General features: G+C 69.0%; 1 protein-coding gene and 1 pseudogene. Both read left to right on the forward strand.

What is annotated here, in order from left to right:
* A pseudogene (locus tag CTA01S_RS16305) lies at positions 1 to 227 on the forward strand (hypothetical protein); the annotation flags it as partial.
* Positions 227 to 655: AAA family ATPase (locus CTA01S_RS16310; RefSeq protein ID WP_157451418.1), on the forward strand; the 429-nt coding region annotated here is incomplete at its 3' end. The pseudogene CTA01S_RS16305 and the gene CTA01S_RS16310, both read left to right, overlap by 1 nt.

Consider the following 655-nt stretch of genomic DNA (forward strand, 5'->3'; position numbering starts at 1 on the left):
CCCTCAACGCCACCCAGCTCGGCAGGCTGCTCGGCCTGTCGGCCAAGGCCACCAACCAGCGCCTGGCCCACCACGGCCTGCAGTTCCGCAACGAGCGCGACGAGTGGGAGCTGACCGAGGCCGGCGAGGCCTGGGCCGAGGCGATGCCGTACTCCCGCAACGGGCACAGCGGCTACCAGATCCTCTGGAACCCTCTGGTGGCCGAGCGGCTGAAGGAGGTGGCGTGATGGCCCTTCCCATCATCACCGCCGACCAGCGGCTGCGGGAGAAGCAGGGCGTCAAGCTCGTGCTGCTGGGCAAGAGCGGCATCGGCAAGACCAGCCAGCTCAAGACGCTGCCGGAAGGATCGACCCTGTTCGTCGACCTCGAGGCCGGGGATCTGGCGGTCAAGGACTGGTGCGGCGACTGCGTGCGCCCGACCACCTGGCCGGAGTTCCGCGATCTCGTGGTGTTCCTGGCCGGCCCGAACCCGGCGCTGCCGGCGGATGCGCCGTTCTCCGAGGCGCATTACCGGCATGTGTGCGAGCGCTACGGCGATCCCGCGCAACTAGCGAAGTACGACACCTACTTCGTCGACTCGATCACGGTACTCGCGCGCCTGGCGCTCGTCTGGGCCAAGACCCAGCCGCAGGCCTACAGCGAGCGCACTGGCAAG

The organism is Caldimonas taiwanensis NBRC 104434 (genome assembly GCF_001592165.1).
GTDB classification, from domain to species: Bacteria; Pseudomonadota; Gammaproteobacteria; order Burkholderiales; family Burkholderiaceae_C; genus Caldimonas; species Caldimonas manganoxidans.